We start from the raw sequence: 25,217 nt of genomic DNA on the forward strand, positions 1-25,217 counted from the left end.
CTCTATTTATTTATTAAATACATCCAATATACTCTCACCTGTTGGAGCAATTCTTCGCATTAAAATATCAATAATATTTTCAGCTGTTTCTGGATTAAAATCACATATTTGCTCAAAATAAACTGTGCCAATAGAAAATGGGGTTCCTAATATCCTTTTACCATTTATGCTATGCTTTTTACATTTATCTCCCAATGAATTAACAAAACTTGTGTAATTTTCATTAAGATATTGACTAATTTGATCTTTTTTTGAGTTTTTATCCTCAGGCATTAAATCACTTTTTGTGACTACAACATATACAGCATCTGTTGTTTTTCCAAAAATATTATATTCAGGATTATTGAAAAAAGTTGCTGCTGCATTTAAATAGTTGGCTTGTGTATATCCATCCTGATCTGCGTTATTTTTTTTATCGTAATCGACAAAAAAGAAATGCATCTTGCGATTATTTCCCTTTAAATAGTTAATTAAAGTATCAAAAGTCTCTTGGTGATGAATAGTTGGTAATTTTTTGCTTGCATTTTTGTAAAGAAAACATTGAAAAATCTCTCCACTCAATTCAACAAGTGAAACAGATCTAGCGTTTGTTTCTTTCTTCTTTTTTAAAGTAAATGGAAGATACTGTGTTTTTTCAGTGGGTGTACCTGTAGGTAAAATAGTTATATTTTCAGCAAAAAGATTCTGTAATTGTAACATATAATTATAACCTGGACCTTGAGCAATCTCTGAATAACCTTTCTTGCCAGCTGTACTTAAAACTGCCGATAGCGCTGTAGTTTTACCTGAACCTCGAATACCCCAAAAATAAACTTCTGTAAATCCATCAGGAATTGACTTTGGGGTTTCTCCTAATGTAAAATTGGGCGCCGAATCATTTTTAATCAATCTGTTAATTACTTCTTTAGGAATACCTTTTTGAATTAGTACGTCAGCTGTTAACAAGCCATCTGACAAATAGTCTCTAATAGTATCAACAGGAAAATCATTTGGGTTTTGGATAATAGAATTTAAAATATCTTCCTTTTCCTTTTCTCTTTCAATACGTTCCTTTTCTAATTTAGATTTTAACTCACTTGCCTCTGAAATATATTTGCCATTTGGGTGATTGTCAATGTATTCTTTATAACTTATTTCAGTGCGTACTTTACTACAATTATTCCAAGCATCATCATCTTCTTTTTCTCGACTCTTTTGTAATTTTGTTATAGCTTGTCTCTTTGAAGCATCTAAATCACCAGTATTTCTTAATTCATCAAGAGTTACAATTCCTTGATTGATAAAATCAAAAAGTTGATCAGCTGAGAAACTATCTATGTTGCTAAATATAAGGTTTTTGTCCATTTTCTTATTGATTTCCTGATTTATAATTCCACTTCATATTTTGCGGTTTCTAACGCTCCAGTACCCCGAGAGTCACGTTTTGTTATAAAGTATGACAGAAGCATTAGAAAGTAAACTAAAATTGCCAACACAATAGAGAATGGAGAAGGTGTGCCAAGCGTTGTAAAGTGATTTTTTACATTTATGAAAGAAAGACTCGGGTTTAGGCTAAATTTAGGGTATATCTCATTCAGTGCTGTTTTTTTAGAAAAGCTTACAAGTTGATTTAAACTATTGGATGTATTTGTTTCTATGCTGTTTATTACATCAACCAAGCTTATGGGTTCCCAATCATTAACACATTTTCGAGCACTTGCCAACCAAGTAGAATCATTAGTTTTGATTTGACTGAAGTTTGGAGGAAGCAACAGGTATTTAATTTTATCAATTTGGATATTTTTTTGTGTAGAAAGTGAAACAGCACCACTTTTATTAATACCAAATCTAGCTAATACAGTTGGTTGTCCCCCTTTATTAAATATTGCGACATCAAGTTGTCTACTGTATATATAAACTCTATTTTTAACATATTGTTCATATTCAACGTATATATTTTCGGCTTGATTTATGTTGTCATTAAGTTTGCTTTTAATTGTTTTTTCTTGCGCTGAAACCACTAAATAATGTGAAAAGAGAAAATAAGTAGAACAGGCCATAAACACTGTGAACAAAACCAATAAACTTTTTTCTAAAATATAATTATTTTTGAAATTACGTTTTGTTTCTTTCAGCTTTTTTGCTCCAAGTGATGTTCCTATCAACAGCAATATTATTGATACAGCAATAATTATACTTTTTCCTTTATCGCCCAATGTATAAAAGTTGGCACCTAGAAAACAATAATAACCAAATATAACAGCTGTTAATAAGTTAATAACGACTGCTAATGAAAATTTTAATTGTTTCGGATTCATTTTTTTTTAATGTTTAATAATTTATTTTTTTATTTACGATTTCCAATGTCTTTTAATTCCCGATCTATTCTATCTAATTCTTGCTGTAAACTTTCGCGTTTTTGCAAAAGGGAATTTCTTCTTTGATTGATGGAAGCATTAGGAGGATTTTGATTAGTACTGCTATTTCCCAATGTAAATGACCCGATATGTAAAGTATTGTCTTCTTTCTTTATACGCCCTTTATAAATTTCAGTTTTCCCACTATATTTTACTTGAATAGTATATGGAGTTTCGTTTATGTTGGGCTCTTGTTTTTTATAATACCTAAGATATACGTTGTAAGTTCCATTTGGAGCCCCATGATTAGGCCAGAATATATTTTCGATTGGATTTTTACTGTCAGGGTATTCTACATTCATATCAATTTCAAGTTGTCCTCCACTTGTAATGTTTTTATTTTTGAACCAAACTACTTCTCCTTTCGGGTCAGTACAATACAAGTCCAAATCATTGTAATTATTCCAATTTAAAAGTATTTGTACATCTCCCGTTGAAGGCTTAGGAGTACAATCAATCCCTTTACCCGACTTCACCATTTGCAAGGCTTTGTCTAACTGAATCAACTTCCCTATATTACCTTGAGTGGGTAATCCTGTGTTTTGCAAAATACAAATAATTTGTTTGGAGGTAAGAGAGCTTTTTAGACTTTTCATCAGAGCAACTGCACCGGAAACAATGGGTGCAGCCATACTTGTACCATCCATTGTCTGATAATTATTAGAGCCTACTGTACTGTATATGCCAACCCCAGGAGCTGAAATCTTAGAATAAGAGCCATAATTACTGAAATTAGCTTTAGTAACGCTTTGACTGTCTTTGTTAACTGCCGAAACTGTAATGAATAGTTCAGGTCGTTGCAAGGCTTCTATACCTGCCAAAACATTTTCGTTTCCGGCTGCTACCACAATAGTTGAATTATGACTTGCAGCAATTCTCATTATTTCACGCCACAACCGCTCTTCTTCTTTGAAATGATTTTTTATCAGATCCTTTTGTGCACTTTCAGGAGCTCGAGAAAGTCCACTAAATTGCCCCCCTAATGAAACGTTTATTACATCTGCTCCCTGATATAAAGCATACAATATACCATCCAATACGGAAGTTGTTGTCATTATACCTTTTTCATTCGCTACCTGAACAGGCATAAATTTACAGTTGGGTGCAATACCACAAATACCTTGTCCATTGTTTGCAATTGCTAATGCCGTTCCTGCAACGTGAGTCCCGTGATCTATCTTTTGAGGAAAAATATCATTTGAATGTTTCCATACATTATAAGGTTGCACTACTTTACTATTTAATTCCGGGTGTGTTAGATTGAAACCATTATCTACAATAGCAATAGTGATTTTTTCAGAACCACGGGTAATATCCCATGCTTGAGGTGCTTTTATTTTCTTGAGATACCAATTTTTATTATTATCTTTAAAATCAGGGTCATTAGGATTATAGGTTCCTTCTAACAAAGTTTCGTCAAAGACAAAGAGATTGTAATCAGGCTTAAATTTTTCCGGAATTTCTTTTTTCAACTGCTCACGTTTTTCCGAAGGAATTTCGATTTGCAATCGCTTTACTACATTGTCGTAATAAACCACCTTATAATTTGCATCCGGGTATTTTGCTTTGAAATCTTTGGCAAAATCCATAATAGATTTGTCTTCATTTTCCATCAGGATATTCAGACGGTTGCCTATAATTGATGGATTTCCAGGCTTTATCTCAGGATTTTCATCTATTGGAGGCAATACACCTTGATTTGGAGGTAATATATCTTTGAAAGCCGGTGGAGTAGGTACTGGTTTGTAAGGATCGTGAGGATCATAGATTCCTCCTCCATTACCAACACGAGGATCCTCTTTTACCCAAGAGGAATCATTATCACCAAGAGCAGCACCACCTCCCAAGTTGAGTCCATTACAACTACGAAATAGCCACGAAAACAACAATAGCAAAAGAAAAATTAATAGCAACCATAACAGCCATTTTAAGCATCCTTTACCTGTAAACAACATTTTTAGCCAATTCCAAAAACGTAGATACCAAGGTATTTTTGGTATAATAGGCGGTACATAGGGAGGCGGAACCTGAGGCGTCATTTCTTTTGCTTTGTATTGTGCCGTAAATTCTTTATCGTCTGTAACCTCATACCCATCCGGGTTTTCATCCCAACCAACAAATTCGTAACCTTCATGTGGTTCAACTTTGGGTAGATCTTCAACGGAAATCAACTTATTTGGTTGTTTCGAAATTTCATGGTCACCTTTCAAATTTCCATTGCTACCTACATTGAAAGTTATGGCAAAAAGTGGGATTTCATCCTCCTTCTTTGTCTTAGCATCCAAATCTCTCCAAATCTCGGTAATCTCAGCTCTTACATTATCACGCAACTTCATTCCCCAAACACCTAAAACCACAATCTCATCATAACAATACACAAAGCGGTCATCTATATACTTAATTGATTTGGAAAGAAATTCTGCCTCATCAGTTTTGCCTGAATTTAGAAGGTTTTCAATTATAACATTGTAATGAGAAAGTGTTTCGCTCTTAATGGTTGAATACTTTACCAAATCATCACCCTCCAGTTCAGATAAAAGTTGTGGTGTTTCATTGTGTTTTTTTCCATGAAAAGAAATTGTATCACCTTCTTTCACTGGGTAAGCTAAGAAATCCCGATATTTATCATCAATGTATCTATTGATTATATTTGATACAGCCAATCTGTAAAGATCAAATAAGGAATTCCTTTGTATAAATTGGTTTGCCGTGAAATACTTCAATTCTGTACTGAGTAACTGTATTTTTCTTATTACTATAGCCATAATTTTTAGTTTTTTAGGCTTTCACATTCCTTAATAATATTACCCAAATTTTCATTAGCCACAATATCATAATTTGGAATATTGCAAACCGATACGAAACCTACTTTTAAACGGTTGTACCATGATAGATAATTACGATAACTTGGTAAAGATTCCATTTCTTCCGGTGTGGACTGAATAATAGTTGTCCAATTTTCTATTTTTTCAAACAATTCGGAAACCGATTTCTCTGTTAGATTAGTATTCTGGTCTAATACTAATTCTAAATTATTATTATTGTTTGCCTGACGCAAATCGCTGATTTCAGATTCGTCAAAATATTCAAAACCAACCGTATTGATACACTTATTCAAAAGTTCGGCACTTATATCAGCAATAATTTCATATGGTAAATCGGTTTTATGGTGACCATCAATATAGCGACGTATTTTTTCAGCAATTAGTTTCTCAATAGCAAGCTTTTTGAACAGTTTCTGGAACATATCCGTTATATCTTCTAATGCTTCTGTCGCCAAAATTTGCTGGATTGTGTGTTTATCGTTTAGTTTCACATACACAAACCAATGTTCGAGCAATCCTTCTGCTAACTGTTGTGCATTGTTTTTAATGAGAATGGAATTGCCATTTATAAGCTCCTCTAAATCAATTTTTTTTGATTCAATGTCGGCGCGAAATTGTTGTTTTTGTTCTTCTGAATTCTTTTCATAATGGACGCACAAACGTTCAAAATATGCATCAGCAGTATCATTTTCAAGAACAGGTACTCGCTGTTTATAAGTACTGTAAATATCCATATTGATTACGTCCTTGTGTTCAATATCACCAATTTTTTTACGATAAAGTTCAAGCACAGCACTTTGGTCAATCATCAATTCCTTCATCAACTGTCCAAAAAGTTTAATCCCATCCGCTCTGAAAGCTGTATCCAGCTTGAATTGAATATCTCCAGCCGTCGATTTTGCCTTTTGCAGTTCCTTGTCTTTGTCATTGCTATGGAAATGTTTGAGTAACTCTATAAGTATGGTTTGCGAAATTTCATTGAGTTCCATTCGCATTTTTTCTATTCTTGCCAAATTAATATTGTTCGCTGCAATAGTGAGTTTGTCGATAATCAATTTTGTTCCGTCTTCATTAATGCTTGCAGTTCCGTTCCAAGATTCTAATGGATTTTCAAAATGGCGCTTAACGAAATCGAAGTCAATAAAGGAGTTCTGCAGGTCTTCTCTGAATGTAGGATAACTTTCCGGAATTATCTCTTCCATTTCTTCTTTATATTGATTATAACCTCTATAAATCTGACTATTAGATTCCGAAGATTTATCAAAATCTCTTAAAAGAAAGATATTTTGGAAATTAGGATTGGATTTAGTCCAATCAATTAGCCAAGAATAAGTATCTACTTTAAAAATTTCCTTTTCAAGTGTTTTTAAAAACCGTTGGTTCCATCTTTCATTTAAAGACTGAATCTCACCTTGTCTATCATTATTAAAATCAAATTCCAAATCTTTATTAAACCATGTAGAAATAACAAACAATGGGGATACTGGCGATTTAAAGTTTTCACGTTCAGCAGAAGTTTTACCTATCATATTTCCAATCCAACGATTCAATTTTTCTGGCATAATACTCTGCCCTGATTGAGAATGTTTTTGACAGAACAATAAAGTATTAATTCGCTCATTGTTTGAATATTTATTAAATAGATAATCAACTCTTCCTCTTCGTAATAAAGTAGTTAAAGAAAGGTCTGTGATATTATCTTCACCTGTGTTTTCAGAGCGACGAAGTCCGGGAAAATCCAGTAAATCCGTTTGAACAAGAAATGGTTTGTCATTTTTTATCGTATCAGGTAACACAAAGATGAGTTCTCCTGTTAATGCACACAAATAGGGTTTTGAAAATTCAGTCATTTGCTCATTACCCTCTCTATCCTTATAAAAAATAGTAGATTTTGCTGAATACTCAGTCTCTTGTCCTTTAAATGAATCATAGATTTCATCAAGACGACTAACATCAAGTATAGTTCCTTTACTTCTTAAAACAGCATCAATTGGAAGGTAAATCGTATCGGCGAAATTTAATTGCTTGTATTGTTTTATTAAATCATCAAATAGTTTTGTTAATTGAGGATTAAAATTCCAAAACAACGAAAAGACATCTTTCCATTCATCAGGAGATATTTTCGTAACCAATAAAGATATCTTTTCAAAAAAGTTAGCATCTTTAATATTATTATAAACCAATTTTGAGAAATTGTCATTGAAATAATCCTCAATATCAAAGATGTCGTCTTCAATGATTAAGTTTTGACATTCCTGTTTATTTTTATAAATACTTTCAAATGAATTTATTTTTTCTTTAAGTTCTTCAAAACTTAAAGGTTTATTTACTTTTAAATTGTTGTAATACGCTTCGCATATTACCAAAATTATATCCGTTGGAGATAATAATTTTGCTATTATAGGATAATCAGGATTAATCCATTTGTATTTTGTTGAAAATCTTGTAACAACAGCGGTTGATTCCATTTCATTTCCTCGGGGATTGATTTGATTTTTGAAGTCAAATTCATTCCCTAATCCATCAAGTACCATAAACGGTTTTCCTGCTTCTGACAATAAAGCACTTACAAGATATGATTTTCCTGCCTGACTTTCACCATACATCGCAGCGGCGGGATTTCCCTCCAAAGCGAACTTCTTTTTATTCAACTTACGACGGCATTCTACTATATTGCGGTGAGCGTTTTTCTGTTTTTCTCCATCTAAAGAACTTTTAATCCAAGCATTAGATTTCTCTATTAGTTCGAGTTGTGATAATATCTTTTGTTCCATTATTAAGACTGCTTACTATTAATATTCAACGAAAAAATGCCTGAATCAAGCCAGAAATTTTCAACTTCACTCATACTTTGAACTTGTAAGGAGAAAAAATTTGTATTTATTGAATTTCCATCTCGATCCAAAATTTCTTCAATACGCAATACCTCTATATTCTCGTTCATATCTCTTTCAATAGTCACTTTTAACGGCATATTTTTTCTAATCTTTGCTTTTTCAGCATCAATTCCAGTTTGAACGATATTCTTCCTATCGTCCTCGTCTTTTAATCGACCTTTAACACGATCTTCGAGTTTGAATTCGTTGAAATCAAAGGTGTAAAATGGTCGAGAAGGATATGCGGAAATATCTAATTGACGAACACCAATTCTTATTGGCAAAGAGGAAACGTCTATTGTTTTTCGATTGCTCTCGGGAGAAATTATCGTTTCATAAAATTCAAATTGTTCATTGAGTTTACCAAAGAAATTGGTTTTGGGAAGTAATTTTTCTTTAAGCACTTTCAGATTTAACGAAAAACCATTCAATCCTCCATTTTCGGCCATATACCCTATCATCGCTCCCGTGGTAATAATTGATTTCGGATTTGTAAATTTACCGTTCCCATCAATAAATTTGTAACGTTTATCTTGGGGATACCAGCGACCAATGCGATAATCATTCATTGATTTCAGACGGTTTGGAGAAATTGCATAATACTTTAAAAACAAATCAGTCAGTGGTTTAAGCGAAGTTGGTCGTCCCGAAAGCAGTACTATATCGCAAGCATAATAGGATAGCAACGAAGAAATTTTTCCTATAAGTGAATCAAAAGTCTTTTCAATAATCGCTGAGACAATTTTCCTTTCGTACTGCCATTGTAACGATTCAAATTCAAAACCAAAATGTTCATTAAAATGATTAAGCACATTTTGGGTTGGCACATTATTCGCAAAAATATCACTGAAAGACAAGATATGACTTTCTAAATTATTTTGTTTTATCAATTCTAGAAAATACGAAACAACAGGAACAGAAACCTGCAAATTAAAATCCGAACGCAACTGTTTGTTTCGAAACGACATACCCGTGTTGCCTCCGAAAAAATCGTTATTTTTCTCAATAATTCTATCGGATAATACTCCTAATGCTTTCATTTTCTTTTCGATTGGCGAATATTTGCCTTCGATAATAAGTTGTTGAATTAGCTCTTTAAGCAAATCGTCGCCCGCTTTATAAAAACTTTCCCAAAATAGTGGAATTGGGGTTAATGTACATTGTCCTGCACTATCATCGTATTTATAAGTGGCGATCATTACATCGGTGGTTCCTGCTCCAATATCCACGGAACCAATAGTGAGCGTATTTTTGTTGTAATCACCCAAATCATTCCTCACTTTTCCGTAGAAATCAAAATAATCTCTTGCATTTTTGAGATAACGTTCTCGTATCTCAGCATAGAGAAAGACAAATTGTGCGGCGGTTGCTTCATCGTAAATCCATTCTGTTCGTTCTTCTTTAACCGAAAGTTTAGAAGCAGAAGGGACTACCTGAATTTCAGCTCGAGCTTGTTTCTCATCAATTTCAGAATAATAATTATCGCAAAAGAAACGGTCAAGCATAATGGCAGCATCTTCAGCACATTTACGCAAGGCAATCTGCTCAACGCGAGACATTGCTGTTGGACAGGTGACAATAATCCTACCTATTCTTCTGGGCATAGATTCATTGCCCCAATGACTGCGCTGCTCATAACTGTTGATTTGCATTTTTGCCTGTGCTAGTATTTCGAGAAAAGCAAAAGTCATTAACGCTTTGCGTGAATAATGCTTTAAAATACCGCCTTCCCCTTCGGTATTCAGCGAACCATCTGAATTTAATTGTTCCGAGATACCTTCAATGTAAAATGGTTTGGCTCCTTCATCTTTCAACTGCACAAATTCCCATTCCTGTTTCTGAGGTTTATTATCCCATAAAAAACGTTTAGGGCTTGAAAAAGTACTTGTTTTTTCAGCTCCGGTATTCATATTGGTTGCCTTGTGTATCAGTTGATTTGCCTCTTTTCCCAAACGTATCATACTTGGATAAACAAATTGCCTACTATTTATTAATCCGAATTTTCCGCCGAAATCAGCTTCTCGAAATGCCAAACGCATATCAAAAGATTCACGGTTTTTGTTGAGTATGCCATCTAAAACAGGTTCCGTAAAATCCTGTAATTCTAATGGGCTTGCTTTTGTAAAATCGCAGTTATCAAATAATACTGCACAAGTACGGGAATTACCAATATCCACCACCAGATCTACATTTCCATAAGCTACATTTTTATTAGAATACAAAGTAACTTTTGGCAAAACATTAAGCTGCTGAATATACCTGATTAAAGATATATACTGCGCTACGTAATTTAATTTTGGCTTTTGCCTACCTAAATCATTAATATTCTCATGATCGTGAAAATGTTTGAGCAAATATTTATCTACCCAATCGCAGTTGAATGCTTCTGAAAAATAACCAACTAATTTGTACTCATTATTGCATAAAGCATACTCTTTTGATTGGTCGTAATCGTTAGTAAATATAGGAGTTTCATTGAGGTCTTCCTCTTCAAAATCCTCTTTTTCAAATACAGTTCTCGTATCGAAAGCCAGTAAAAGATTGTACTTTTTTGATTTTTCGGTAGTCTCCGTTGGAATCAGTTTACCACGACACCAATTTGTTGGCCCAAATTCTGACTTATTGCCATTAAGTGAAAAAAAAGGTAAAGGCAACCAAATATTTTCAAATTTCTCCCAGTTTATTCGAGTTATTGACATCTGAAAACAACCTGAATCTTTCGGGTTATCTGTGTCAATTGGAATTTGTTTTTTACCTTCTGTAACAAAATCTTCCTCTATATTTTCCCAGCTTTCAGTTACTTTTTCATTCACTGCATAACCGAGCTCCGACAAGTCAGTCTTTTTTACCCATACTTCTTGGTCAGTAAATAAATGAGCTATTTCCAATTTTAATTGATTATCTTCAATATCGAACCATTCGTGAAAGTACATCTTGAAATTATCATTTACGTCAATTTCAAGTGGGAATGTCAAATAGTGAATACCTGAATTAGCTATCAAATTCATATTTTTTATTTTAAAGTAAAGTAAATTTTGGGGTTGTTTTTCGAAAAACTCAAATTGATTTCTGAATCAAATTTATGATACTGAATAATTGAATTTGAAATGTATGAGATTCTTTTCATTAATTTAAATTTTAAGGATAACCAGAAAAAGGTCAACATAGTATTTTCTTATAAATAATTTATTAAAACTTCAAAATAATTTATAAAAATTGATAATTTACAAAAATCATACCGTTAACAAAAACAACTCTGTATTTTTGCGTAATCTGGCACAATTCATTCACTTGTGTAAGAAAAATACACGAAACGACAAAATTAAATGTAAATTGTTGGGGGTATCAATTCGTATTTGGCTAAAATATAAACATTTAAAAGAGATAAACATGATATTTATCAAACCTAGAAAAAATTACAGTGTATATCTTAATTGGTAACTGCATATTTTTAGTTAAGATGCATTTTTTTTGCTATAATTTCTCAACTATTCTATCCGTTTCAACTCCAATTCCTGAAAAAAAGTACTTTTTGAATTCGTTTACAAAATCTAAAAAGAAAAAAATGAAAAAGGAATTTCAGATAGTAATAGCACAGGTAATGAAATGAATGATTATTTACTGACATTTCAAAATCTAATAAGTTTATCAATAGACGGAATTGGTGTGTTTTGCCATTGCATTATTTAAAAAAAAATGGCATAAAGAAAATGAAGATAATCGCATTAAACTTTTGAATGATCTAAACTACAATGACCTATTTGACAAAGTCGTATTAAAGGAGTTGGACCACTATAAAAAGATATATTCAAATCATTCAAAATTAAAGTTTTTACAATATTTTTTTTCAGACTTTCATCATTGTATGATTGCTAAACATACCCCAGATTTCATACATTCTAGAAAAATAGTCTTTGAGAAGTTATAAGTGATGGAGAAACTTTAAACGATTAAAGAAAAATTTGAAATGATTTTCAAATTTATTCTTTTACCCTTTTCAATAAATATGCTGTCATTCCCTTAGCAAAATATTCTACCAAAATATCATCGTTTTTATATCTAAAAAAAGGCATCATTTTTAAAATTTTCATTCTCAACGTATTTTATATATCCCAATTGATTGGTAACTAACTTAGTTTTACCAATATTAAAATCGGGAACATTACAATGATGGTGACCGTAAATCCAGTAATCAATTTTGTTTTCTTCAATGAAATTAAACATTTCCGTTCCAAAAGCTTCATTTATGCTGCTATTGGCATATTTCTCAGGATAATTGAAAAATGTTGGAGGATGATGAGTAATTACAACTGAGAGAATAATTGGTTGACTTTTCAATGACTCTTCCAAAAACATCCTGCCTTCACTATAAAATTGATTGTAGTCACTAACTGTCAATCGTTTTTCATTTTTTCGAATCACATGGAAATCGGAAAGTGATTGCTGAATAATAAATTGCTTTGCAGTTGAAATATGAGACCATAAGGTTGAAAAAAAACCTTACACCGTTTATGGTTTTAACAGTATTGTTTAGCAAAATAACATTGTCTCTAATTTGTTCCTCGAACGATCCGCTTCTTTTGGAAATATCAGAATTGTAATATTCGTGGTTACCGGGTATCCAAAAAGTATGTTCAAAATGTTCGGAAACATAATCAAAGAATTTTTGATGTTGATGTATTTCCTTAAAAAGCACAATATCGCCCGCCAAAATCAGAATATCTCCTTTAGGCATTATTGGATAGTCCAAAATCCATTTTCGGTTATCTAAAAATTCTAAGTGAAGGTCAGAGCAATATTGTATTTTCATAGTTTGAAATTATAAAACATTGTCATTAAAAATATTTCGAGGCTATATAGCAGATTAAATTTCGTCTATAGTAGTTTCATCATCCCACATTTCTCTGTAAGACTGTATATAGAAAGCAGTTGCTACAGGATCGATGTCCCAATAATAACGACATAATTTTTTGTAGAGCAACAATACTTTATCGTTCCCACAATTGTCAAGCAAATGATCTAAGAGTCGCCCAATGGCATTTTCATCTTTTGTCTTTGTTTCAATAAGATGTTCTATTTGTGGTTTATAGACATAGTATGCTTGTTCCTGCAATTGCTGAATTTGCTCAAGCAAAGGTTTAAAACTTTTAATAAAGTCGTCCTCAATCTCGTTGTCCATATTTTCTTTTTTAAGTATTTGTCCCGTACTGAAAAGTAGAGTCTTTATAATTTTTCTAAATCCTCTTTTAATCTTCGCAAAAAACTTTCTACTCCATCATCTCCTGACAAATACCAATCAATTCTTTGCACATATACCTCTGCCTTTTTGAGTAGCTCAATAGCCGTTTTATAAGTATTCACAACCTCCTCGCATTCAATTGCCCAATTTAATTCTTCAGGGTATTTTTCGTAATATTCTTCATTACCATAAAGATCATCTTTGGATTTAGGCTTCCCCATTTTCTCAAGCTCACCTTGTATCGTTTCGTGTATTTCACGAATATGATATTGTTTGTAATCAAAGGCACCTCCACTCATAGGTTATTTTTTTGTTGGTTACTAATTTAACGAAAATAATTTCCTATTAACCCAAAAAGTAACTGTTTGTCCATAATATAGTCCTATTTGCACAATAAAGTCGATTACTTTATCACTGATTTTTAACTTTATTAAAATATAAAACATGAGAGAGTTTCGCCAGCATATCAATGAAGCATTTGGCGCAACTATGGAATTAAATCCAATTAAAAATAACGATTTGAAAAATTTGCCCATGTACATTATTCAAGCGTATAACCTCTATACTATTGACCTTTTTAATCAGGAACTGTTGGAGCAGAACCGAAAAATAATGACGAATGGAACATCCTTCAAGTTGATAAACACCGGTATTTAGGAAGGCCTAAAGGTAGTAATTCATCGAAAACTAAACTTAGAAGTCAAGAAAAAAGGATTAAGGAATTAATTAATAGATAAAAAAGTTTCATATAGTGCAATTGGTAGAATTTTAGGTGTTCATAGATTAACCGTTTCTAGTTTTGTCTATAATAAAATAAGTTCTTAATTTGTAAAACTATTTTAATTCTTGAAATCCATCTAACTTTTAACTTTTGAAAGTATGTATTATGTTGCATTGGCATAATTTATTTTCAATTCAGGATTCGTTTGCTGTAATTCATAAAATTATGATAGGTATACTTATAACCCAAAAATGATATGGTAAATAGCAAACAATTAGACTTATTTGAAAACGAAGAGTGGTCTTTTTTACATTCAGTATACGACACTTTTCCAAACAATGAGTTTTCTGAATTGGAATACAAATCGGCACAGGGAGGTTTCCCTACAGACTTTTGGAAAACTTATTCTGCTTTTGCCAATTCCAATGGAGGACTAATTGTTTTTGGGGTTTCAGAAAAAAAAGGGTTGCTAAAAATAGAAGGACTTGAAGAGGAAAAAATTAACAGCTTAAAGAAAGTATTCTGGGATAAAATCAACAATCCTGATGCTGTAAATTGTAATTTATTGAGCGATGACGATGTTAAGAATGTCGAAGTCAAAGACAAAAAAGTATTGGTTTTCAAAATACCTAGTGCCAAACGCACACAACGTCCGGTACACTTAACACGTAATCCTTATGAAAACACATACAAAAGAAACCACGAAGGCGATTACAAATGTACTCGTGAAGAAGTGAGAAGAATGATCGCCGATGCCGACACAACCATTCAGCACGACAGCCGAATATTGGAAGGTTTCTCTATGGATGACATAGATCTTAACAGTTTAAAAAAATACCGTCAGCTTTTTGCCGGATCCAAACCATCACATCCTTGGTTAGCTTTAGACGACAAAGAACTTCTGGAAAAATTAGGAGGCTACAGAAAAGATCGTGTTTCAAAAAAAGAAGGTTTCACTGTGGCAGGATTGTTAATGTTCGGAAAATCTGAAAGCATTATTGATCAGGAATGTGTACCTAATTTTTTTCCTGATTTTAGGGAAATGCTTTCCAACGATCCAAATGTTCGTTGGACAGACAGGATATCACCAGACGGTACTTGGGAGGCAAACCTTTTTCAGTTTTATTTAAAAATATGGCCAAGACTGTCATCGAGTTTACCTAAACCTTTTCAGCTTAAAGACGGTGTTCGACAAGATGAAACACCGGCTCATATCGCCTTACGGGAAGCTTTTGTGAATACTTTGATACATACAGATTATACAGCACCAGGAAATATTATAATTGAGCATAGAACAGATAATTTTTTATTTTCTAATCCAGGCACATTGTTAGTGTCATTACATCAATATTATCACGGCGGTATTAGTGAGTGTAGAAATCCAAGTTTGCAAAAAATGTTTTTAATGATGGGAAGTGCTGAAAAAGCAGGAAGTGGTGTGAATAAAATTATGGCAGGATGGGAATACTCACATTGGAGAAGCCCTTATTTGCAGGTCAACCAACAACCCGACCGGTTAATTTTAGAATTGCCTATGTTTAGTATCATTCCTGAAGAAACTTTATTCGATTTACGAAGCAGATTTGGAAAAGAAATTGATGCGTTAGGCAAAGATGAGTTGACAATTTTAGCAACATGTCATATTGAAGGGGAAGTGACCAACAGCAGGTTGCAATTCATGATTGACCAGCACAAGACTGATATTACAAGAATATTACAAGAGCTGTGTAAACAAGAATATTTAATTTCTGACAATAAAGGGAGGTGGACTACTTACCACTTAAATAGTAATTTTTCAAATTCTTATATGGACACCTCGAAAAATAATGTGGACACTTCTTCCACAGAATTGATTAACAGGCAAGATGCAGAGAATTTAGAATCTAACATGGACACCTCTCACCCTAACATGGACACCTCTCACCCTAACATGGACACCTCAGACAAAAATGACAATGATGAACTTGAGACAGGAACCAAATCAAGAATGAAAAAAGAAGACTTAGAAGTAATAATTCTTGAAGTTTGTAATGCAGAATATAAGACACTAGAAGAAATTGCAACTATTATAGGAAAGACGTCTAAATATTTAAAAAACAGCATTATACCAGACTTGGTTAAACATAAAAAATTAGAACGATTATATCCAAAAATTAACCATCCCCATCAGGCATATAAATCAGTAGGGATATAGCTTGAGCTTTCATAGATGGGCTTTGGATAATGATTTACTTTGTATAAGAAAAGCGGTTAATCAATGCCCAAGCTTTACTGAGGGATGTACCGCCTTTGAAAACCAAATGCTGTCTTGACTGCATTTCGAAAATTGCAGCCAATACTTGAACCACCCACCAATCTTTTTCGACCGCGTGTGCAGCCATACCTGTCTATTCTGCAATTTGGGTGTAGGCAATAATTTTACGATCATCCGAGAAAGCCAGCCATTTATTCATCTGTGTCTTTTTTTAATGCCTGACGCATAATGATTCTAATCCATTCGGGAGCCAATTTTATATCATGCCCCAATCGGTATGGATCTTCATTTTTTAGGTGATCAATTATTATTTGTTTTTCTTTTTCTGAAATATGGTCTTTACCAATTTCTCTTGCAGCCTGAATGACCAAGCTGCTTATTTTTCCAATGGCTGACAAATTTTTTGGGCTGGTCTTTTTGAATATGATTTTTCGTTTGCCTAAATCAATTTTCCGTGCAGCACCATCAGTAAGATATACCACATTCATAGGTATCTGAGTAGAAAGTCCTAAAGCATTTAGAGCCAAACTTCCTGTTGGGATTATTCGGGCTTTGTCTCTTTTTGCAATTGCCTGTGCAATTTCTTCAGTAGTGGGTTTTAAAATTCCAAAAACAGGGTGAGTTTCCAAACGGGCATAAATGCCTCTAGCCACTCGGGAAATCATTTCTTTTAAGACCAATCTTTCTAATGCTTTTGAAACGGCTTTTGCTGAACCAAAAGACAGGAAATCCTCAGTAAAAAATAGCGTACCCTTCTTGGCTTTTTTAATTTTAAAAATCACTTTATTATCAATGCTTTTCATAGTGTTTTAAAAAAATATTTGTCGCAAAAATAGTAAATATTTGCGACAAAATACCAATTTATTGATCATCATCTAACTACATCAGTAAAGACTAATTAGAAAGAGTTTTTAATTATAGGACAATCCTCTTCTCTGATTTTTTCTTCTTTTGCTTTTCAGTTGATTCGGTATATAATCTGGAGATTATTCAGCATGCATAAGCATATCCAATACTTTAACTAAATCAGGAATGGGAAGTATATTTTTTTGATCTTCAAGTTTATCAATTAATGATTCTATACAAGGAAGTTTTTCATAAATCTGATTCCTTTTTTCTTCATCAGCAATCTTAAATCCACAGCGTTCTTCAATGGCTTTGGCACTGTATTGTTTCCCCAAACTACTCCCGTTAAAAACGTTTTTGGTTGTATGATCTCCAGAGGTAGTAAGCCTTCAGAATTTCATCTTAAAACGGTATGAATTCTTTCTTTTCCCAACAAAAAATTTTACGATTTCAACCATTTTTCGGAGATTTTTTCAATGTGATTTTTGATTTCTTCCACCTTGTTGAAAAGGATTTTTTTCTCCAGTTCGTGGCGTATAATCCAAGCTTTGAATTCAGGAATTTGTTGGAGCGTATGCAGCTTTTTGACTGCTTGGTTGAAGTTGTTTCCCAAGGCATTGAGTTCGCTTCGCAAGCGAATCATTTCATACATAAATTCATCAACGGATTGGTTGCGGTAATTCATAGTTAGAGGCTCATTTAAAATATTTTTACGGGCATATTCACTTAATTTCCGACAGGTGGATTTACTGAATCTCCTGTGTATTTTTTGATATTCATCGGGCTTTAGACGTAAGTGAAGCCACTTGATTCTATTATTGTTTTGCTCTTCCATAATTAATCATTTATTATATTCTACAACTGTTTCCCTTTTTCAGTGTCACTGCCCACGAGTCCCGAGTGATAAGGCAGCAAGATTCGGTTGTGATACAAACGGACATCTTGCCGATTGCAGGAACATGGCAATCTTTCAGCTTTTTAAAAGTTTTTAGTGCTTTCAATTTTTCAAAAAACTAGCTAAAAGGGAGTAGTCCTCAAAAAACTTAAATAAGTTATAAGTGTATTTCACATTCTACGTCCCAAATGTTTTTTAGGAGCTTTTTCAGGATTCATAATCCAGTCGTTGAAATCTTTGTGATTTTTATAAAGTATACTTTCGTCTTTATATTTTGAACTCATTGAAAGTGCACGCTGAGTACAATTTATACCGGTAGTATCTCGGTCAAGATAAAGTCGAATTTGACTATGGTTTTCCATAAAAGGGCGTGCTCTTTCAAAGAAAGAAACGGAATTTAAAACAACAAAATCCTGACCCTTTTCGGGAAGATTTTTGGTTGTTGTCTTAAAAGATAAAAAGTCCATGAAGCCTTCAAAAACGAGAACCTCATTTGAGCCGTTATCTATGGTGGTAATATCTTTTGGCGAGCATCCGGTTTTGAAGTAAGGATTGCGAATTTCGTAACCACCTGAATCGTTTTTAAAACCAATCCCGAAATAGTTTTTGTTATTCAATTCATAACGGACTTCACGGCAAAATTGTTCGGCAATTTCGATGGGGATTTTTCTATCGTGAAGGTATTGCAAAAGAGATGGGGAAGTAAGAGGGAAATCTCTGAGTATTTTGATTTTACTTTCTCTGTCGACACTTTTATTTGAAGCAAAAGAGGTTGGCTGGTGAAGAGAAAAATCAGTGTCTAGCTTTTGCAAAAGTTCTCCAACGGAACAGTTATGATACAGTATTCCAAAATCAATTAGATTCCCTCCTTTTCCTAGTCCATGGTCAAACCATACATTCAATTTTTGGTTTACTTTAAAAGAAGGCTCCTGTTCGTTCCGCAAAGGGGAACGATACCAATAATCCACATTTCTGATCTCTACCGGTTGATGTCCCAATGACGAAAGGTAGCTTGTCAAATCAATTTCTTTGGCTTCTTGAGCCGAAAGCTTCTTTTTTCTGAAATCCATATCCGTAATATTTTCAAGTTCATTATTCAGTTAACCGAAGTTAAACAAGAAAAAATGGATTTACTATCATGGCCAAATTTTGACTAGAATAAATTCATTTATGTAATTTATCTTTAAGAAAATAAATGATGTAGAACAAAATAGACTTACTCAAGTCTTTTTTAAATGGAAAGGAAAAATGAAAATGGAACAAAAAAATGTTAACAGAAGTGCGGATGTCCAAGAAAATTTAAAATTTCTGCTTTTGCAAAATGACCAGTTTGTCAACACGAAGGATGCCATGATTATTTTAGGCATTAAAAGTCAAACTACCATCGGTAAATACGAATCGGAAGGTAAAATTAAAGCTTATAGACCCTTTAGTAATCGAAAGCGATATAAGGTCAGTGAATTATTAAAGATTCAAAGTAAAAGATAGCCGAGTGCTATCTTTTTTTGTTACGTTCAAAAGGGTATCTTTGCCCTTTAAATAAAGAAAAAAAAGCCTTTTTTAGACTAGAGACTCAATTAGAGACCTATTTGTTTAAAATATTTATAACTAATTGATTTTCAATACATTAAAAAATGAATTACCTTTCAGTAGAAAATATATCAAAATCCTTTGGGGAGCGCACGCTGTTCAAAGACATTTCCTTTGGAATTAACAAAGACCAAAAAATTGCTTTTATTGCCAAAAACGGCTCGGGTAAAACCACAATAATGAATATCATCAATGGTTTTGACGAACCGGACACCGGACAAGTTGTGCTCAGAAAAAGCATCCGAATGGCGTTTTTGTCACAAGATCATAAACTTCAGGATGAATTGACAATTGAAGAAAGCATTTTTGCCTCAGACAACGAGAGTTTGAAAGTAATTGAGGCCTATGAAAAAGCACTCGAAAACCCCGAAGATGAAGAAGCCTATCAAAAGGCTTTTGATGCCATGGACCGACATAATGCCTGGGATTTTGAAACGCAATACAAACAGATTTTGTTCAAATTGAAGTTGGAAGACTTTAAACTGAAAGTAAAAAGCCTTTCGGGTGGACAGAAAAAACGTTTGTCGCTAGCCATTATTTTGATTAATCGCCCCGATTTGTTGATTCTCGATGAGCCAACAAACCACTTGGATTTGGAAATGATTGAATGGCTGGAAAGTTATTTTGCCAAAGAAAACATTACACTGTTTATGGTGACGCACGACCGTTTCTTTCTGGAACGCGTATGTAACGAAATCATAGAGTTGGACAACGGAAAAATTTATCAATACAAAGGAAATTATTCCTATTATCTGGAGAAAAAAGAAGAACGCATCGCTTCTGAAAATGCTAGTATTGACAAAGCACAAAATCTTTTTGTAAAAGAATTGGAATGGATGCGCCGCCAGCCAAAAGCGAGAACAACCAAATCGAAATCCCGTCAGGACGATTTTTATGTAATTAAAGAAAAAGCCCAAAGTCGCAGAAAAGAAAATGCAGTGGAGCTAGAGATTAATATGGAGCGAATGGGAAGCAAGATTATTGAGCTTCACAAACTTTCCAAAAGATTCAAAGACCGTGTAATTCTCGACAATTTTAGTTATGATTTCCAGCGCGGGGAACGCATCGGAATCATTGGCAAAAACGGAACCGGAAAATCGACTTTCCTGAACCTTTTGACTGGAACTGCCCCATTGGACGGTGGAAAAGTCGTTGTTGGGGATACCATCAAAATAGGCTATTACACCCAAACCGGAATTAACCCAAAACCGGGTCAGCGAGTGATTGACATTATCAAGGAATACGGAGAATACATTCCGCTTACGAAAGGAAAAATTATTTCGGCTTCACAATTGTTGGAGCGTTTCCTTTTTGACGCCAAAAAACAATACGATTATGTTGAAAAATTGAGCGGTGGTGAGTTGAAACGTTTGTATTTGTGTACCGTTTTGATTCAGAATCCCAACTTTTTGATTCTCGATGAGCCAACAAATGATTTGGATATTGTGACTTTGAATGTTCTTGAAAGTTTCCTTTTGGATTATCCGGGATGTTTGGTGGTTGTGTCGCACGACCGTTATTTTATGGACAAAATAGTGGATCAGTTATTCGTTTTTAGAGGTCAAGGCGAAATTGAAACTTTCCCTGGAAATTATTCAGACTTTAGAGCCTATGAAGACAGTGCCGATGTTGCCCAAAAAGAAGAAAACAAATCGGAGAAAAAGGATTGGAAACAAAACAATCCAACCGGAAATCTAACTTTCAATGAGCAAAAGGAATTCCAAAAAATCGAAAGAGAAATTAAAGATCTGGAAATTGAAAAAGCCAAAATTGAACAACTTTTCTCTGATGGAAAAATAGCCGATGCCGATATCGAAAAGAAAGCCAAAGAACTGGAAAACCTCATCAAGAAAATTGAAACAAAAGAGGAACGTTGGTTTGAGCTTTCAGCAAAAATGGAGCTGTAGGTTTTAAGTCATATATTGCAGCAAATTGCTTAAAAACCTGAATCCGATTATTAAAAAATAGACCGCTCCTATGGAGCTCATTGTTGGTAATAATCCTAATTTTCTACAAACATATCGCTCCTAACGGAGCTTAGTAATGATAATTTTATCAAAATAAAGCCACAGAGTGGCGAAATGTTTATAGAAATCAACAATTAGTTTACGATTCCGAGCTCCGTAGGTGCGAAACCGTAATTATTCTAATAAGAAAGTTAAATGGTTCTGCTTGAAAAATAATAATCGAACTCAGATTAAAAGGTATTATCAAATATTAACTAGGTATTCAAATTCTCAAAATGACAAAAAAACATTATTTCATCGCCCTACTCTTTCTTTTATGCTTTAGCAATAATTCATTTGCTCAAACACAAATGGAAATGAACGAAACTGCTGCTGCTAGTTTTATAAAAGCAGATACAGAACTGAATAAAGTATATAAGCAACTTATGACTATGCTGAATCAAAGCGAAAAAACATTGTTGATTCAAGCAGAAAAAGATTGGGTAAAATTCCGTGATTCTCATTGCAAATTTGAAGCTTCACAATATGAGGGAGGAAGTATTAAACCTTTAATATATTCAACTTGTTTAGAACAATTAACAAGGAAAAGAATCGCAGAAATTAAAGCAAGTATAAAAGAAAGAAATTTGTAAAGTCAACACTTTTAAAGTATTATTTATTTCGATATTGTAGTTTTTAAACTAAATTTATCTTTATAAAACGTCATCCATGAAAAAAGCATTACTACTTGCTTTTATTGTCTTTTCGGTACAATTACAAGCACAAACTTCAAACGGAACAAATTCTGATTCCGTCAAAAATAATAAATGGAATTTCGGGTTGGAACTCGATGTTTTACCTTATGCCACGGGTGGTTATTTTGGAGCAGGTTGGGTTGGAAAAGACAAATGGCGTGGTAGAGCTCTTTTTGCCGATGTCAACAGACCTGATTTCGTGACCAAAGATGGTTTTACCAATCATCACATACAAGCTTATGCTGTGATTTTGGATCGTTTTCTGAAAGATAATTGGAAAGGCTGGTGGATTGGCGGCGGCCCCGTTTACTGGAAAAGTGACATTCAAAGCGACAGCAGTCCAGCAACCAAAAAATTTGACAACTTTTTATTAAACGGGAGTTTGGGCTATAATTTCACCATTTACAAAAACATTTATATTTCGCCTTGGGCAGGTTTAAGCCTTAAAGTTGCAGGCAATGATGATTTTGTTTTGGATGGTAAAGAATACAATCTTCCATTGTTAAATCCGGAAGCTTCCGTCAAATTTGGAATTTACTTTTAATACACTCTAAAAATAGCGACTAATTCTTTTAACAAAAATCACTATCGGTTTTTGCTATATTTGCCGCTTATAAAAAAACAACCCTTTTCTATGAAACATTTATTATCTGCCCTAGTGGCCTTAACGCTTCTTATTTCTTGTAACAAAAAAGAAGCAACTCCTGAAACAACAACTGAGGCAACTGTTGATTATGTTGCCAAAAACAACAAAGAAATCACCGATTACATAGCCAAAAATAATTTGAAGGCAGAAAAAAGCGATTCAGGTTTGTATTATGTTGTTACCGATCCGGGAACAGGAAAACAACCTACTGCCGAATCCAATGTGACAGTTGCTTACAAAGGATATTTTACTAACGGAAATGTTTTTGACCAAAGCGGTCCTGAAGGAATTTCGTTTGGTCTGAACCAAGTGATAAAAGCATGGACAGAAGGTATTCCTCATTTCAAAACGGGAGGTAGCGGAATTCTTTTGGTTCCTTCTCATTTGGGTTACGGAAGCAACGATATGGGGCCAATCCCTGGGAATTCAGTTCTTATTTTTGATGTAAAATTGATTTCAGTAAACTAATAACAATCAATAAAAATAACAATGGCAATGGCAATAATTGCTCACCGGAGTTAAAATTCAACATTCAAAACCCACAACCGAATCTATTTCTGTTGTGGGTTTTGAATGTTTTTTTACCAGGCAATCGGTCTGTAATCTTTCAGGAATTTTCCGCTCCAATGTTTTCCGGTGTTGATTCCGTCAAACAACGGATCCATAACCCGAGCAGCTCCATCGACTATATCCAAAGGAGGCTGAAAATCCTGTTCTTCCTGTTTTCGTTTGGCCAATTCGGCGGGATCTTCATCTGTCACCCAACCAGTATCGACCGCATTCATAAAAATTCCGTCCTTTGCCAAAGTACCAGCCGCGGTGTGCGTAAGCATATTCAGAGCAGCTTTGGCCATATTGGTATGCGGATGGCGATCTTCCTTGAAATCACGATAAAATTTCCCCTCCATAGCCGAAACATTGATAATATGTTTTTTACCCGTGTTGTCTTTTTTCATCACTTCCGAAAGGCGATTACACAATACAAAAGGCGCAACCGAATTTACCAATTGCACTTCAATCATTTCGGTAGTTTCAATTTGTCCCAATTTTAATCGCCAGCTGTTTACTTTTCGCAAATCGACTTGTTGCAAATCGGCATCGAGTTTTCCTTCGGGAAAAACTTCCTGAGCGACCAAGGTATTATCAAACGAATACGGAATCTGTGATAATTTGGCGGAAGCCCTTAAACCAATTCCAGGTTCGGGGCCGTGCCAGGTCACCGGCATATTTTGGTTGGACGACGCTCCTGTGGTCAATATTTTTAATTCATCCAAGCAATTGGTGTGATCGAGTAATAATTCCTGTGCCTGTTTTGGTAAAGAATTTATTGGACGCTCTTCATTTTCCATTAAATGCGTGTAAAAACCAGCAGGTCGTCTGACAGTTTGCGCTGCATTATTGATTAAAATATCCAATCGTCCGTATTTTTGCTCAATAAAATTGCAAAAAATCTCCACGCTCGGAATATGTCTTAAATCCAATCCGTGAATTTTCAGGCGATGCCCCCACTCCATAAAATCCTCTTCCTGAGAAAATCGCAAAGCCGAATCCACGGGAAAACGTGTCGTTGCCACGACCGTTGCACCTCCACGCAAAAGCATTAAAGTGATATGATAGCCAATTTTCAGACGAGATCCGGTTACAACCGCGATTTGCCCTTTTACATCGGCGGTTTGAAAACGTTTGGCATAGTTAAAATCACCGCAATCTGAACACATCGAATCATAAAAATGGTGCATTTTGGTAAACTCCGTTTTGCACACATAACATTTTCTCGGCGTTTCGAGTTCCAGTTCTTCTTTATGTTGTAATTCGTGAGAGCCCAAAAGTTTTGGAGCAACAAACACAACCGCTTCACGAGCCGAACGGATTCCGGTTTCCTTACGGGCGGTTCTGTCTTTCTTTTCCTGTTTGCGTTTGGCCAATGCTTTGGCGTCTTTTTTTCTTTTAGCAAACTCATCACGATCGGGACGCGAAAATTGTCCTGCCGCTTTGATTAAAGCTGTTCTTTGTTCTTTTGGTATTTCAAAAATCTGATTGGTATCGGTATTCAATTGTGTCAAAATAGCAATACACTGATTGATTTCTTCCAATGTTATTGCGGTCCTGTCCTCTACTATTTCGTTCATCATCATAAAAACTTGGGATAAATTCCAAGCGCGCAAAGATAGTCTTTAAATGTAAGTGTGAAATCTAAAGTTTCGGTAAAATAGTTTGAACTCAAAATC

General features: G+C 34.1%; 22 protein-coding genes and 1 pseudogene. 8 read left to right on the forward strand and 15 right to left on the reverse strand.

The window, feature by feature from the left end; translation table 11 throughout:
• Positions 1-6: 6 nt before the first annotated feature.
• The 9 genes from EM308_RS16840 to EM308_RS16875 all read right to left on the reverse strand — a co-directional run bounded on the left by EM308_RS16840 (position 7) and on the right by EM308_RS16875 (position 13,635).
• Positions 7-1,344 carry a hypothetical protein gene (locus EM308_RS16840; RefSeq protein WP_035637599.1) on the reverse strand — a complete coding sequence of 446 codons (1,338 nt, stop codon included), beginning with the start codon at positions 1,342-1,344 and terminating at the stop codon, positions 7-9.
• A gap of 20 nt (positions 1,345-1,364) precedes the next feature.
• Positions 1,365-2,297: a hypothetical protein gene (locus EM308_RS16845; protein WP_035637597.1), complete on the reverse strand. Its 933-nt coding sequence runs from the start codon at positions 2,295-2,297 to the stop codon at positions 1,365-1,367.
• 29 nt (positions 2,298-2,326) lie between these two features.
• Positions 2,327-5,161 (reverse strand): S8 family peptidase, encoded by a 2,835-nt coding sequence (locus EM308_RS16850; protein ID WP_035637595.1) that lies wholly within the window; start codon positions 5,159-5,161, stop codon positions 2,327-2,329.
• A gap of 5 nt (positions 5,162-5,166) precedes the next feature.
• Positions 5,167-7,995 (reverse strand): virulence factor SrfC family protein, encoded by a 2,829-nt coding sequence (locus EM308_RS16855; protein ID WP_035637593.1) that lies wholly within the window; start codon positions 7,993-7,995, stop codon positions 5,167-5,169.
• 2 nt (positions 7,996-7,997) lie between these two features.
• Positions 7,998-11,105, reverse strand: a complete 3,108-nt coding sequence (locus tag EM308_RS16860) for a virulence factor SrfB (protein ID WP_051877796.1) — start codon at positions 11,103-11,105, stop codon at positions 7,998-8,000.
• 1,051 nt (positions 11,106-12,156) lie between these two features.
• A complete protein-coding gene (locus EM308_RS18345; protein ID WP_262488063.1) occupies positions 12,157-12,495 on the reverse strand; it encodes a metallophosphoesterase in 339 nt (112 codons plus the stop codon).
• Positions 12,496-12,502: 7 nt separating this feature from the next.
• The gene (locus tag EM308_RS18350; protein ID WP_262488062.1) at positions 12,503-12,907 is read right to left on the reverse strand and encodes a metallophosphoesterase; all 405 of its coding nucleotides are present in this window, start codon (positions 12,905-12,907) and stop codon (positions 12,503-12,505) included.
• 54 nt (positions 12,908-12,961) lie between these two features.
• Positions 12,962-13,276: a hypothetical protein gene (locus tag EM308_RS16870; RefSeq protein WP_035637589.1), complete on the reverse strand. Its 315-nt coding sequence runs from the start codon at positions 13,274-13,276 to the stop codon at positions 12,962-12,964.
• 44 nt (positions 13,277-13,320) lie between these two features.
• Complete coding sequence (locus EM308_RS16875; protein WP_035637587.1) at positions 13,321-13,635, reverse strand: hypothetical protein; 315 nt, start codon at positions 13,633-13,635, stop codon at positions 13,321-13,323.
• 145 nt (positions 13,636-13,780) lie between these two features.
• Here EM308_RS16875 and EM308_RS16880 point away from each other — a divergent pair, with 145 nt between their 5' ends.
• The 3 genes and pseudogenes from EM308_RS16880 (at position 13,781) to EM308_RS16885 (ending at position 16,251) form a co-directional block, all read left to right on the forward strand.
• Positions 13,781-13,993, forward strand: coding sequence for a hypothetical protein (locus tag EM308_RS16880; protein WP_035637585.1), 213 nt, complete (start codon positions 13,781-13,783; stop codon positions 13,991-13,993).
• A pseudogene (locus EM308_RS18295) lies at positions 13,990-14,161 on the forward strand (invertase); the annotation flags it as partial. The gene EM308_RS16880 and the pseudogene EM308_RS18295, both read left to right, overlap by 4 nt.
• A 152-nt stretch (positions 14,162-14,313) precedes the next feature.
• A complete protein-coding gene (locus EM308_RS16885; protein ID WP_035637583.1) occupies positions 14,314-16,251 on the forward strand; it encodes an RNA-binding domain-containing protein in 1,938 nt (645 codons plus the stop codon).
• 34 nt (positions 16,252-16,285) lie between these two features.
• Here EM308_RS16885 and EM308_RS17955 read toward each other — a convergent pair whose 3' ends face one another.
• From EM308_RS17955 to EM308_RS16905, 5 genes are all read right to left on the reverse strand, one after another.
• Entirely contained in the window at positions 16,286-16,438 is a 153-nt protein-coding gene (locus EM308_RS17955) for a nucleotidyl transferase AbiEii/AbiGii toxin family protein (protein ID WP_081907286.1), read from the reverse strand.
• Between the two features lie 64 nt (positions 16,439-16,502).
• Positions 16,503-17,114, reverse strand: a complete 612-nt coding sequence (locus tag EM308_RS16890) for a DUF6088 family protein (protein WP_035637581.1) — start codon at positions 17,112-17,114, stop codon at positions 16,503-16,505.
• A gap of 183 nt (positions 17,115-17,297) precedes the next feature.
• Positions 17,298-17,492, reverse strand: a complete 195-nt coding sequence (locus tag EM308_RS16895) for a hypothetical protein (protein WP_035637579.1) — start codon at positions 17,490-17,492, stop codon at positions 17,298-17,300.
• Positions 17,493-17,599: 107 nt separating this feature from the next.
• Complete coding sequence (locus EM308_RS16900) at positions 17,600-17,992, reverse strand: plasmid mobilization protein (protein ID WP_035637578.1); 393 nt, start codon at positions 17,990-17,992, stop codon at positions 17,600-17,602.
• 230 nt (positions 17,993-18,222) lie between these two features.
• Positions 18,223-19,122, reverse strand: a complete 900-nt coding sequence (locus EM308_RS16905) for a toprim domain-containing protein (protein ID WP_035637576.1) — start codon at positions 19,120-19,122, stop codon at positions 18,223-18,225.
• A gap of 184 nt (positions 19,123-19,306) precedes the next feature.
• Here EM308_RS16905 and EM308_RS16910 point away from each other — a divergent pair, with 184 nt between their 5' ends.
• The 5 genes from EM308_RS16910 (at position 19,307) to EM308_RS16930 (ending at position 23,457) form a co-directional block, all read left to right on the forward strand.
• Entirely contained in the window at positions 19,307-19,540 is a 234-nt protein-coding gene (locus EM308_RS16910; protein ID WP_231926273.1) for a MerR family transcriptional regulator, read from the forward strand.
• A 146-nt stretch (positions 19,541-19,686) separates the two neighbouring features.
• Entirely contained in the window at positions 19,687-21,549 is a 1,863-nt protein-coding gene (locus EM308_RS16915; RefSeq protein WP_035637572.1) for an ABC-F family ATP-binding cassette domain-containing protein, read from the forward strand.
• A gap of 335 nt (positions 21,550-21,884) precedes the next feature.
• On the forward strand, positions 21,885-22,241 hold the full coding sequence (locus EM308_RS16920; protein WP_081907284.1) for a lysozyme inhibitor LprI family protein: 357 nt from the start codon (positions 21,885-21,887) through the stop codon (positions 22,239-22,241).
• A gap of 76 nt (positions 22,242-22,317) precedes the next feature.
• The gene (locus EM308_RS16925; protein ID WP_035637569.1) at positions 22,318-22,887 is read left to right on the forward strand and encodes a hypothetical protein; all 570 of its coding nucleotides are present in this window, start codon (positions 22,318-22,320) and stop codon (positions 22,885-22,887) included.
• 90 nt (positions 22,888-22,977) lie between these two features.
• Positions 22,978-23,457: an FKBP-type peptidyl-prolyl cis-trans isomerase gene (locus tag EM308_RS16930; protein ID WP_035637567.1), complete on the forward strand. Its 480-nt coding sequence runs from the start codon at positions 22,978-22,980 to the stop codon at positions 23,455-23,457.
• Positions 23,458-23,570: 113 nt separating this feature from the next.
• Here EM308_RS16930 and EM308_RS16935 read toward each other — a convergent pair whose 3' ends face one another.
• Positions 23,571-25,124 carry an SDR family NAD(P)-dependent oxidoreductase gene (locus EM308_RS16935; protein WP_035637565.1) on the reverse strand — a complete coding sequence of 518 codons (1,554 nt, stop codon included), beginning with the start codon at positions 25,122-25,124 and terminating at the stop codon, positions 23,571-23,573.
• Positions 25,125-25,217: the final 93 nt, after the last annotated feature.

It is taken from the genome of Flavobacterium gilvum, assembly GCF_001761465.1.
In the GTDB taxonomy this organism is placed as follows: Bacteria; Bacteroidota; Bacteroidia; order Flavobacteriales; family Flavobacteriaceae; genus Flavobacterium; species Flavobacterium gilvum.

Bases quoted from the DNA above. Each gene is read 5' to 3' on its own strand.
- EM308_RS16840 (WP_035637599.1), bottom strand. From the start codon at position 1,344: ATGGACAAAAACCTTATATTTAGCAACATAGATAGTTTCTCAGCTGAT.
- EM308_RS16845 (WP_035637597.1), bottom strand. From the start codon at position 2,297: ATGAATCCGAAACAATTAAAATTTTCATTAGCAGTCGTTATTAACTTA.
- EM308_RS16850 (WP_035637595.1), bottom strand. From the start codon at position 5,161: ATGGCTATAGTAATAAGAAAAATACAGTTACTCAGTACAGAATTGAAG.
- EM308_RS16855 (WP_035637593.1), bottom strand. From the start codon at position 7,995: ATGGAACAAAAGATATTATCACAACTCGAACTAATAGAGAAATCTAAT.
- EM308_RS16860 (WP_051877796.1), bottom strand. From the start codon at position 11,105: ATGAATTTGATAGCTAATTCAGGTATTCACTATTTGACATTCCCACTT.
- EM308_RS18350 (WP_262488062.1), bottom strand. From the start codon at position 12,907: ATGAAAATACAATATTGCTCTGACCTTCACTTAGAATTTTTAGATAAC.
- EM308_RS16870 (WP_035637589.1), bottom strand. From the start codon at position 13,276: ATGGACAACGAGATTGAGGACGACTTTATTAAAAGTTTTAAACCTTTG.
- EM308_RS16875 (WP_035637587.1), bottom strand. From the start codon at position 13,635: ATGAGTGGAGGTGCCTTTGATTACAAACAATATCATATTCGTGAAATA.
- EM308_RS16880 (WP_035637585.1), top strand. From the start codon at position 13,781: ATGAGAGAGTTTCGCCAGCATATCAATGAAGCATTTGGCGCAACTATG.
- EM308_RS16885 (WP_035637583.1), top strand. From the start codon at position 14,314: ATGGTAAATAGCAAACAATTAGACTTATTTGAAAACGAAGAGTGGTCT.
- EM308_RS17955 (WP_081907286.1), bottom strand. From the start codon at position 16,438: ATGGCTGCACACGCGGTCGAAAAAGATTGGTGGGTGGTTCAAGTATTG.
- EM308_RS16890 (WP_035637581.1), bottom strand. From the start codon at position 17,114: ATGAAAAGCATTGATAATAAAGTGATTTTTAAAATTAAAAAAGCCAAG.
- EM308_RS16900 (WP_035637578.1), bottom strand. From the start codon at position 17,992: ATGGAAGAGCAAAACAATAATAGAATCAAGTGGCTTCACTTACGTCTA.
- EM308_RS16905 (WP_035637576.1), bottom strand. From the start codon at position 19,122: ATGGATTTCAGAAAAAAGAAGCTTTCGGCTCAAGAAGCCAAAGAAATT.
- EM308_RS16910 (WP_231926273.1), top strand. From the start codon at position 19,307: ATGGAACAAAAAAATGTTAACAGAAGTGCGGATGTCCAAGAAAATTTA.
- EM308_RS16915 (WP_035637572.1), top strand. From the start codon at position 19,687: ATGAATTACCTTTCAGTAGAAAATATATCAAAATCCTTTGGGGAGCGC.
- EM308_RS16920 (WP_081907284.1), top strand. From the start codon at position 21,885: ATGACAAAAAAACATTATTTCATCGCCCTACTCTTTCTTTTATGCTTT.
- EM308_RS16925 (WP_035637569.1), top strand. From the start codon at position 22,318: ATGAAAAAAGCATTACTACTTGCTTTTATTGTCTTTTCGGTACAATTA.
- EM308_RS16930 (WP_035637567.1), top strand. From the start codon at position 22,978: ATGAAACATTTATTATCTGCCCTAGTGGCCTTAACGCTTCTTATTTCT.
- EM308_RS16935 (WP_035637565.1), bottom strand. From the start codon at position 25,124: ATGATGATGAACGAAATAGTAGAGGACAGGACCGCAATAACATTGGAA.